Below are 9,499 nucleotides of genomic sequence, written 5' to 3'. Positions count from 1 at the left end.
GAGTACGAGGTCAGCAGCCTCGCGTTTGAATTCAGCGGAAAAGACACGACGTTGCTTGGTCATCTGACACCTCGATATGGCGAGCATTCTCGCCTAAATGAGTGTCCGGTTTCATTAGACCACTACAGTCGAAACCTGCCATTCGTGACCGGCTGCTATCGGCCAAAAGCGGCCAGTCATCAAAGCCCCAAAAATGTCCCAAGGCGAATATCTAGTCACGCCAATCGGGCCCGTCATTGTGAGCAAGGCTAGAGGTTTCAACCATTTGCTAGCCGGAGGTAATCGCAAATAGATTTTTGCACAAATAGGCATCCTCTCTTGGGATGAAATCTTCGGGGCTTTCATTGCAGGAAAAAGCTTCGAAAACGTGGTTAATAATTTTTTTTGCTTGGTCCGTAGTAAGGACACGAATGTCTATCAGGTCAAGAAGAGCATCGGCTATCTCGTTTAAACTAATGCAGTATTCTTCAGCGGCAACCCTAAGCAGCGCTCGCATCTCCCTATATCTACTACCTGAATCTACATTGTTTTTCAGAAATTCAAGTGGCTCTTCCAGAATTTCAAAAGGATAAATCTTTTGATACCTGTCGCAGTATTCTATAAGGATCCGCCTAACCTTCACGCCATCAAATTTTTGAGACCTAGCCCCTAACAGTGCATTAATTTTCGTATTAGCTATCCAGCTTTTCATCGCGAAATTTACCTTGCTTAGCGCTTATTTAAGGGACGTCGACTGACGGATCTTGGCCGATTGCTGTCTGTCGTGAAGGGCTGCACCGGCACAAAGCTGACGGTAGGCTTTGCTCAGTTTCAGATTGAGTAAGCCGGTCTCTCCCCCAACCGCTCTACCAACCTTACGAGATAACCGTCGGGATCCTGGACGATGAATTCGCGCTGGCCTACCTCTACATTATCAGCCCGATACCAGGTGTCTTTGCATTCTCGATAGAGTGGAAATCCAGCCAGATCAAGTTTTTGGATGATGGGTGCGAAAGCCTCAACATCAATCTGTAGGTTGATGCCCCTTCCAAACGGCTTAATCAACGGCGCAGCAAGCCATTGTCCCGCGTCCGAATCAATCTGCTCAAGCATCACTTGAGCACCATTCAAATCAAGGTATGCAAATCCGTCTTCCGGGCGTTGATAAGCTATTTTAAACCCTAAGCAAGAAACCCAAAAAGCTAGGCTGCTATCCAGGTTGGTGACCATTAACTCCGGAACCAGTTTGTTACGCTCGAACATGAGATGACTTCCATTTCAAAATGCTAATTCGTGCAGGCGGCAGGTTCTGCACTTATGGCTTCGACGCCGCGACGTGATCGTGGCGAGCCCGATGATGCATGTTCGGGTTGGAATTATCGAGTCGCGTTGAGTGGCAGCTTTTGGCCGAAAGCGGTCAGTCGCGACCGCCCGCTTATGGCCGATAGCTGCCAGCCAAAGTCAACTATTTCCAACTCAGCGCAGACACCGCATGGGATGGCGTTGGATTTTCTCCAGACGTCATTCAAGCCGTTCTTTCGCCATCCTCACGCCCCGTGTTCAAAATACCTCGTGGATCGCTCATCGCGGCCCCTGCACCGATTCATGTGGTGTGCTGAACCAGTGATCACAAATACCAGCGATACTCCCGCGCGCTGATCTCCTGCATGAATGCCAGGTGATCCTGACGTTTGTTCTCGCAATACACGTCGACAAACTCGGCGCCCAGTCCCGCACGCAGTTGTGGCTGATGCTGCAAGGCGCGCACCGCGTCGAGGATTTCCGTCGGGAAATCGATGCCGCTGTTGCGGTCATCGTTGAGGGGCGGGATCGGTTCCTTGCCCGATGCCAGACCATGTTCCAGGCCCACCAGAATCGCCGCCAGCACCAGATACGGATTGGCGTCGGCGCCGGCCAGACGGTATTCGATGCGCAGGTTTTTCGTGTCCGATTCGGGGATGCGCAGGCAGGCGTCACGATCCTCGTAACCCCAGCTCGCCTTGGTCGCGGTGTTTACCGTGCCGCTCAGGCGGCGCATGGCGTTCTGGTTTGGAGCGAAGATCGGCATGCTGTGCGGCAGCAGATCCAGGCAGCCGGCCACCGCATGGCGCAGCGCTTGCTGGTGATTGGCGGCCAGCAGGTTGTTGCCGGTGGCGTCATACAGGCTGACGTGCACATGCATGCCGCTGCCCGGATGCTCCACGTACGGTTTGGCCATGAAGCTGGCGCGATAACCATGCTTGAGCGCGACCCCACGGGTGCTGCGACAGAACAGCGCCGCCCAGTCGGCGGCACGCAAGCCGTCGTCCAGATGGCCGAAATTGATTTCGAACTGCCCCGGCCCCAGCTCGGCGGTGATCACCGTGGCGTTGATACCCTGCGCCCGCGTTGCTTCAACCATTTCGTCGAGCACCGGGGCGAAACGTGACAGGCGTTCGATGTGCATGTTTGGCTGATCATCGGCGTCGTCGGTCAGCTCGTCGCGAGGGAATTGTGGCAGCCCGTCGCGCAGTTTTTTGTCGAACAGATAGAACTCCAGTTCGAAGGCCACCATCGGGTGAATGCCTTTGCCCGCCAATCGATCCAGTACCTTCGCCAGTACTTCGCGGGGTTCGAACTCGATCGGTTTGGCGGTGCCGTCGGAGGTAATAAGCATCTGCCCCAGCGGCTGCGCTTCCCAGGTCACGGGCTTGAGCGTTCCCGGGACCAACCGGCGCACAGCGTCAGGGTCGCCGTCGTTGAAACAGTAATCGCCAATCTTGAACAGACCGCCTTGCACGCCCAGCAGCACGCAGTTCTGCGGCAGCTTCAGTGCGCTGCCCGCCGCGACTTTTTCGAGCATGTCCACCGGATAACGCTTGCCGTAAAAATGCCCCGGAATGTCCAGGGAAATCAGGTCGACATAACGCACCTCGGGGTAGCGTTGGCGAAACGCGCGCACTTCGGCGAGCAGGTCAGAGCAGACAGCGTCCATCGTGTTCATCCTTTGTTGTTATCAGGTGTAGACCCAGAGCACGCGGGTGAGCTGCCCGGTGCGGTTGCCGTAGCGGCAATGGGTGTGACTGTCGAATTGAAAGCTGTCACCGGCCTTTAAGGTCACCGGCTCGTCGTCGTTGCCCAGCCACAAGGTCAGTTCGCCTTCGAGCACGTAACCGCCCTGCTCCGAGCTGTCGCTCATGTGGCGGTCGCCGCTGCTCGCGCCCGGCTCCAGATGACTTTCAAGCATGGAGAACGAGGCACGCATCTGCGGCGACACCAGAATGTCGGTGATGCCGTTGGCGTAATACAGCGTGCGTCGTTCGTCCGGACGGGTGACCCACGGCACTTGTTTGGCTTTGGGCAGGCTGTAGAAATAGGTGGTCGGCACGCCGAGGGTTTCGCTGATCGCGGTGAGGTCGGCCACGGTCGGGCGCGACAAGCCGCGTTCGACTTGCGAGAGAAAGCCCACCGAACGTCCGATCTTGTCGGCCAGCTCTTTAAGGGTGTACTTCTTGTGCTTGCGCAGGTCGTGGATCAGGATCGCCAGCGCAGCGATTTCTTCTTGCTTGTTCATGGTCAAAATCTCATCAAATGCTGTCGCGCAGCCGATACCAGGCCTTGCCGATAGCCTCCAGCGGTGCTGCGAAGTGCTTGCCGCCGGGGAAACGGCCATTGCTCAGGCCCTGGTACAACGCCAATTCATCCGCCTCGCCGAGAATCGCGTCGGACACCGCGCGGGCGGCGGCCAGTGTCGGCAGCACGCCGTGGCCCGAGTAGCCTTGCAACCAATAGCGATCGCCCTCACGGCCAATGTCAGGCGTGCGTTTGATCGTCAGGTCGATATGCCCGCCCCAAGCGAATTGCAGCTCGACGCCCTTGAGCTGCGGAAACACGCGTTCGAGAAACGGCCGAGTTGCCGCCGCAATGTCCTTGGGCATACCGCCCAGATAAGTGCAGCCACCGCCGAACAACAAGCGGTTGTCCGGCGTGCGACGGAAGTAATCGAGAACAAACTGGTTGTCGGTCACACAGACGTTGCTCGGCAGCAGCGCGGTGGCTTGCTCCGGTGTCAGCGGTGCGGTGGCGACTTGATAGGTGCCAACCGGCAGGATGCAGCTGGAGAGTTGCGGGTCGAGTTGATCGAGATAGGCGTTGCAGGCCAGCACCAGCACATCGGCCTTCACCGAACCGCGCTCGGTATTGACCCGAAAGCCATTGCCCTCCTGCTGATAACTCGACGCTTTGCTTTGCTCATGAATACGCCCGCCGGCACGCTCGATGGCGGCGGCCAGCCCCAGGGCAAGCTTCAACGGATTGAGGTGTGCGCCCTCGGCGTCAAAGAGGCCGGCCTGATAACGATCACTGGCGACCCATTGCGGCAAATCTTTGCGAGGGATGAACTGCAGACCGTCATGGCCCCACTTGTGACTGGCTTCGTGTTGCCATTCAGTCAGCAGGCTGACTCGACGCGGCATCACCGACGTCCACAAATGGCCGGGGCGATAGTCGCAATCGAAACCATGCCGCCCGGGCAATTCACGCAGCTCCTGCGCGGCCCAACGCATGCCGTCCCACAGACGCCTGGCGCGCTCATGGCCGAGCGCAGCTTCCAGCGGCGGCATGTCGCACGACCAGCCCAGAATCGCCTGCCCGCCATTACGCCCCGAGGCGGCCCACGCCACGCGGCTGGCCTCCAGAACGGTGACGCGCTTGCCGGCCAAGGCCAGACGCAACGCGGTGTGCAGCCCACTGAAACCGGCACCGATGATCACCACGTCGGTGTCGTGCGCACCTTCCAGAACGGGCCGTGTGCTGAGAATATCGGCGCAACTGTGGGCGTAATAACTGGCGACATGCTGCTGGGATTGCTGAAACATTCGGCGCCTCATGAAATTTATTTCTTATAATTTCATGAAAATCTACAGAACAAATTTCATATCGGCAACCGACAACTGTTTCACCCACACAGATCAATGCTCCAGCGCATAACGCCGGCAATGCTCCAGATAACCTTTCTCATGTTTGCCAACCAACTGCACAACACTGGTCCACAGCCACGACGGCGCATCCAGTGTCTTCGAGCGGCACGCTTGCAGTTCACGCATCCATGACGCCCGAGTGCTCATGTCCATCTGCCGGGCATGGGCCAGCCCCACGACGCGGGCCAGATAACCGGCGGCGAGCATCGCGTCGGTCTGGCTCAACTGATCCAGTTCCAGTTTCATGTCTTGAGGCAGCAGTTCGCGGATGAAGAAGCCATGGTCGAGCACGCGGGTGGCGATCATCCGGTTGCCCAGGCCTGGCGAGAGAAAACGCGCACCTTCGACCACACGTTTGCCGTTGTCGCGCGGCATCGCGGCTCGCGCCACTCGTGGCGCGGCGGCAGCAACTGCCTCTTTGATATCCAGCAGGCAATATTCCTGATCGTCGCCCTCGCCCACCCCCAGCAACACCGCATAACGCTTGAGCCCCAGCGAACTGCAGCCTTTGACCCAATAGGCTGAGTCGAGCATTTTCACCCGGTCGTCCTTGTTGCGGCCCTTCAATGAGGTCACCAGCGTGTGCAGGTCTGGGGTGGCGCTAAGGGTCTTCAGCGCGCTGCGCTCTTCCCGTGACAGCGACCAGAAATGCTTGCCCAGCGGAATGGTCGGCTTGGTGTTCTCGATGCGTTCCTGCGCCAGATGCTTCCACGTGCGCTGCACCGCGCTGCGCATCCCGGCCTTCACTTGCGCAGGTCTTGGCGGCTCTTTGTCGACGTCGTCTTCGAATGCTTGTTCATAGCCGCGCATCATCTCTTCAAGCATGCGCGCGGTGGCGACGCCGGGCAGGTCCGAACCTCGGGCGGCGGTGGCCAAGGAAAGCGCCAGACGCACCAGATCATGCGCAGGGTTGCCGATAACGGTTTGGTCGAGGTCGCGGATGTGTATGTCGATGCGCCCTTTCAGGTCGCCGGTCGGTCCGAGATTGCCGGCGTGACAATCGCCGCAGATCCACACCGCCGGCCCCTTCGGTAAGTTGCGGCCCGGTTGGCTGTGCAGCCACTCATAAAACTGCACCGTACTGCCACGGACATAGGCGTGGGCGGAGCGAGCCATTTTCAGATTGCGCAGTTGCGACAGGGGTTCAAGACGTGCGGAGGGCCGTGGGGTTTTCATGGACGCTTCTTGCAGTGAATGTGTCCTGTTGACCGCCGGCCGCTCGCAAATGTTTCAAAGTATTACAAAGGCAACTCAACCCGCGCCAGCAAGCCACCGCTGCTGCGATTGCTCAAACTCAGTTCGCCGCCCTGCTCGCGCACAATCGCCCGCGCCGCCGACAGCCCGAGCCCGACACCACCGGTTTCCCGGTTGCGCGAGGTTTCCAGGCGGAAAAACGGGTCGAACACCCGCTGCAACGACGCTTCGGGAATTCCCGGCCCGTTGTCACTGACGTCGATGCACACGCTGTAACCGTCGCTGCTCAGAGCGATAGCCGGCTGCTGCGCGTACTTTTCGGCGTTTTCCAGCAGATTGACGATCACCCGTTTGATCCCCAGCGGCCGGCCCTCGTAGACCAGATGCGCCGGGCCGGTGAAATCGATCGCAATGTTCTGGTCGCGGTAGTCGTCGATGATGGTCTGCAGCAATTCCGAGAGGTCGAACGCGGTGCTTTGCTCCGGCTGAGTGTCTTCCCGAAAGAACGCCAGTGCCGCGTTGATCATCGACTGCATTTCTTCGATGTCGCGGATCAGTTTGCCCTGATGATCAAAGTCCTCCATGAACTCGCTGCGCAGGCGCATACGGGTCAGCGGTGCGCGCAAGTCGTGGGAAATCGACGCGAGCATGTGCGTGCGTTCGCTGATGTAGTGCTGAATCTGCGCCTGCATGGTGTTGAAGGCGATGATCGCCTGGCGGATCTCGTCGGGGCCTTCGACTTTGATCGGCGGCGCACGCAGATCACCGCCAAAACGCCGGGCGGCGCTGGCAAAGCGTTGCAGTGGCTTGGCCAGTTGCTGCGTGGCCAGCCAGGCCACCAGCACGGTGGCGATCAGGCCGAGGGCGATGATGATCGCGATGCGCGTGCCGATGTCCAGGCCCCAGGAGCGTTCGGGCGAAGAGAACAACAGCCAACTGGCATCCGGCAGTTGAATCAACGCCGCATAGCGCGCCAGCGGACTGCCGCTCGGCCAGTCAGCGGGATTGAACACCCGAATGTCTCGCTCATCGCCCAACAACTGATGCAACCCCGACGTCTTGTTGGCGATGAGCTGCGTGCCACCTGCTGGCAATCCAAGTTCGTCGCGTTGCGCACTCCAGGTCACCTCCTGCGTCGGGCCGGTTGCCGCGTGAGCCAGTTTCGGGCGTAAAGGCGCTGGTGCAGCCTCGATCACTTTGACGGTCGCGGCAATCTGCTCCAGCAACCCGGTACGTTCAATCGGTGGTCGCGCCCAGGTCCCGGCAACCTCCACGAACAGGAAATTGAGTGCCAGCGAAGCGAGCATGGCCGCGACGATGGTCAGGGCGATCCGCCGACTCAGCGGATCACGGCGCAGGAATCGACGGATCATGAACGCGTGACCTTGGCGGTAAACATGTAACCACCGTTGCGCACGGTGCGGATCAGGTCCGGGCGTTTGCTGTCCGGCTCGATCTTGCGCCGCAGGCGGCTGACCTGCACGTCGATGCTGCGATCAAAGGCGTCGTGGCCCTGACCGCGAGACAGGTCGATCAATTGCTCGCGGGTGAGGATGCGCTGCGGGTGTTCGAGAAACACCACCAGCAGATCGAACTCGCCACCGGACAGCGGAATCATCACGTTTTCCGGGGAGCGCAGCTCGCGACAGGTGATGTCCAGATGCCAACCGGCGAAGGCGATCACCGGCCGCGACGGTTCACTCGCCGGGCTGACCTGCTCACCGGCGCGACGCTGCACGGCGCGCAGGCGGGCCAGCAGTTCACGTGGGGCGAACGGTTTGGTGACGTAGTCATCGGCGCCCAGTTCGAGGCCGACAATGCGGTCGCTCAACTCGCCCATGGCGGTCAGCATGATGATCGGAATGCCCATCTGCGCGCGCACTTTCTGGCACAGGCTCAGGCCACCTTCGCCGGGCAGCATCAGGTCGAGAATGATCGTGTCCGGGCGCTGCTGCGCAATTGCCGCCCACATCGCTGCGCCGTCGGCGGCGACATCGACCTCGTAGGCGTGCTGGACGAAGAACTTCTTCAGCAGGGCGAGAATTTCCACGTCATCGTCGACGATCAGCAGTCTGCTCACGGGCACAGGATCCTCAGGCCAAAAAAGAACGCATCTAAAACTATTCTGGCGGGCGGGTCATATATTTCAATCGAGCAACATTCCGTCGCCCCGGACATCAAGCGGACATGCTGCGGCAAAACCCCTTTGGCACCCTGCACGCCATCGACAACCGGGGGGCTTTCAATGAGCGCATTGCACAACCGTTATACCGCCGAGGGCCACGACGCCCGCTATCCGTTGATTCTCAGCCAGCGCACCACCGCGCCTGAGCAGGATACGCCGCTGTTGTTCCAGGAGTTTTGCCTGGGCCTGTCAGATGATCAAAGCCGTATCGTCCTGCGCCGCTATTTCGAGCAGTACGGCCCGGCTGATTCGCAATGGGTGGAGTACGTGCATTCGATTCCGACCGCCGACCTGATCCAGTGGATCATGAGCCACGGCCGGCTGCACATCGAGTGCTCGGACAACACCCCGCCGCTCTCCTCCCCAATCACTGCCCGCGCTTGAACGACGCGGGGTAAAAGCGCAAAACAAGGATTCGCATGATCAGAAGCCATTGCTTGATGTCGGTACTGTGTACGGCGTCCCTGAGCCTTTCGGCCTGCAGCAGCAAAACCGTCGAACCGCAGAAGTACACCGGATTTCTGCACGATTACAGCGTGCTCAGCGAGCGCCAGTCGCCATCGGGGCAGACGGTGCTGGGTTGGGTCAGCCCGGCGCTGGCGCGGGGGCGTTACACCCAGGCCTATCTGGCGCCCAGCCAGTTCTACCCGAGCGCCGCGCCGACCGAGCGGATCCCGCTGAGCACGCTGTCCGGCGTCACCGACTACTACGACGCCGCGCTCAGGCTGGAACTGGGCAAGGTCATGCGCCTGATGCCGCAACCCGGCCCGAACACCCTGACCTTCAGACCGGCGATCACCCGCGTCGCCGCCAGCACCCAAGGCTTGCGCTTCTATGAATGGCTACCGGTGACGCTGGTCGCCGCCGGCGTGAGCACCGCCACCGGCATCCGCGACCAGGACAGCGAAATCACCACCGAAGTCTCGTTCGAGGACGGCTCCACCGGCGAAGTGGTCGCCGAAGTCGTGCGCAAGGGCATCGGGCTGCCGCTGGAAAATGACAAGCAGGTGCTGACCGCCGATGACGTCAAGGCTGTTCTCGATGGTTGGGCCGGCGACCTGGGCCAGTCATACCTGGCGATCCGCCGCTAGACATTTTGTGGCGAGGGAGCTTGCTCCCGCTGGACTGCACAGCAGTCCTCCCCAACAGCGGGGCCGCTTCGCGCCCCAGCGGGAGCAAGCTC

10 protein-coding genes are annotated in these 9,499 nt (G+C 59.9%); 2 read left to right on the top strand and 8 right to left on the bottom strand.

Annotation, left to right across the window (positions count from 1 at the left end; translation table 11 throughout):
- Positions 1-268 precede the first annotated feature (268 nt).
- From QMX91_RS25725 to QMX91_RS25690, 8 genes are all read right to left on the bottom strand, one after another.
- Positions 269-691 carry a hypothetical protein gene (locus tag QMX91_RS25725; RefSeq protein WP_282413569.1) on the bottom strand — a complete coding sequence of 141 codons (423 nt, stop codon included), beginning with the start codon at positions 689-691 and terminating at the stop codon, positions 269-271.
- 119 nt (positions 692-810) lie between these two features.
- A complete protein-coding gene (locus tag QMX91_RS25720) occupies positions 811-1,242 on the bottom strand; it encodes a VOC family protein (protein WP_282413568.1) in 432 nt (143 codons plus the stop codon).
- 364 nt (positions 1,243-1,606) lie between these two features.
- Positions 1,607-2,953, bottom strand: a complete 1,347-nt coding sequence (locus tag QMX91_RS25715; protein ID WP_282413567.1) for a glutamine synthetase family protein — start codon at positions 2,951-2,953, stop codon at positions 1,607-1,609.
- 21 nt (positions 2,954-2,974) lie between these two features.
- Entirely contained in the window at positions 2,975-3,532 is a 558-nt protein-coding gene (locus QMX91_RS25710; protein WP_134786425.1) for a cupin domain-containing protein, read from the bottom strand.
- A 13-nt stretch (positions 3,533-3,545) separates the two neighbouring features.
- Positions 3,546-4,835 (bottom strand): FAD-binding oxidoreductase, encoded by a 1,290-nt coding sequence (locus QMX91_RS25705; RefSeq protein ID WP_282413566.1) that lies wholly within the window; start codon positions 4,833-4,835, stop codon positions 3,546-3,548.
- Positions 4,836-4,928: 93 nt separating this feature from the next.
- Positions 4,929-6,113, bottom strand: a complete 1,185-nt coding sequence (locus tag QMX91_RS25700) for a DUF2252 family protein (RefSeq protein WP_282413565.1) — start codon at positions 6,111-6,113, stop codon at positions 4,929-4,931.
- Positions 6,114-6,175: 62 nt separating this feature from the next.
- On the bottom strand, positions 6,176-7,504 hold the full coding sequence (locus QMX91_RS25695; protein WP_098964056.1) for an ATP-binding protein: 1,329 nt from the start codon (positions 7,502-7,504) through the stop codon (positions 6,176-6,178).
- Positions 7,501-8,211 (bottom strand): response regulator, encoded by a 711-nt coding sequence (locus QMX91_RS25690; RefSeq protein WP_027614282.1) that lies wholly within the window; start codon positions 8,209-8,211, stop codon positions 7,501-7,503. Before QMX91_RS25690 ends, QMX91_RS25695 begins: the two co-directional genes overlap by 4 nt.
- Positions 8,212-8,376: 165 nt before the next feature.
- Between QMX91_RS25690 and QMX91_RS25685 the strand changes: the two genes are divergently transcribed.
- Positions 8,377-8,700: a hypothetical protein gene (locus QMX91_RS25685; RefSeq protein WP_282413564.1), complete on the top strand. Its 324-nt coding sequence runs from the start codon at positions 8,377-8,379 to the stop codon at positions 8,698-8,700.
- Positions 8,701-8,735: 35 nt separating this feature from the next.
- Positions 8,736-9,407 (top strand): DUF3313 domain-containing protein, encoded by a 672-nt coding sequence (locus QMX91_RS25680; RefSeq protein WP_282413563.1) that lies wholly within the window; start codon positions 8,736-8,738, stop codon positions 9,405-9,407.
- Positions 9,408-9,499 lie beyond the last annotated feature (92 nt).

This window comes from Pseudomonas sp. PS01299, from assembly GCF_029960145.1.
In the GTDB taxonomy this organism is placed as follows: Bacteria; Pseudomonadota; Gammaproteobacteria; order Pseudomonadales; family Pseudomonadaceae; genus Aquipseudomonas; species Aquipseudomonas putida_A.
This window is presented reverse-complemented; position numbering and strand designations above follow the sequence as displayed.

What these genes read in the sequence shown, in the direction of transcription:
- QMX91_RS25725 (WP_282413569.1), bottom strand. Translation starts at nt 691, where the DNA reads ATGAAAAGCTGGATAGCTAATACGAAAATTAATGCACTGTTAGGGGCT.
- QMX91_RS25720 (WP_282413568.1), bottom strand. Translation starts at nt 1,242, where the DNA reads ATGTTCGAGCGTAACAAACTGGTTCCGGAGTTAATGGTCACCAACCTG.
- QMX91_RS25715 (WP_282413567.1), bottom strand. Translation starts at nt 2,953, where the DNA reads ATGGACGCTGTCTGCTCTGACCTGCTCGCCGAAGTGCGCGCGTTTCGC.
- QMX91_RS25710 (WP_134786425.1), bottom strand. Translation starts at nt 3,532, where the DNA reads ATGAACAAGCAAGAAGAAATCGCTGCGCTGGCGATCCTGATCCACGAC.
- QMX91_RS25705 (WP_282413566.1), bottom strand. Translation starts at nt 4,835, where the DNA reads ATGTTTCAGCAATCCCAGCAGCATGTCGCCAGTTATTACGCCCACAGT.
- QMX91_RS25700 (WP_282413565.1), bottom strand. Translation starts at nt 6,113, where the DNA reads ATGAAAACCCCACGGCCCTCCGCACGTCTTGAACCCCTGTCGCAACTG.
- QMX91_RS25695 (WP_098964056.1), bottom strand. Translation starts at nt 7,504, where the DNA reads ATGATCCGTCGATTCCTGCGCCGTGATCCGCTGAGTCGGCGGATCGCC.
- QMX91_RS25685 (WP_282413564.1), top strand. Translation starts at nt 8,377, where the DNA reads ATGAGCGCATTGCACAACCGTTATACCGCCGAGGGCCACGACGCCCGC.
- QMX91_RS25680 (WP_282413563.1), top strand. Translation starts at nt 8,736, where the DNA reads ATGATCAGAAGCCATTGCTTGATGTCGGTACTGTGTACGGCGTCCCTG.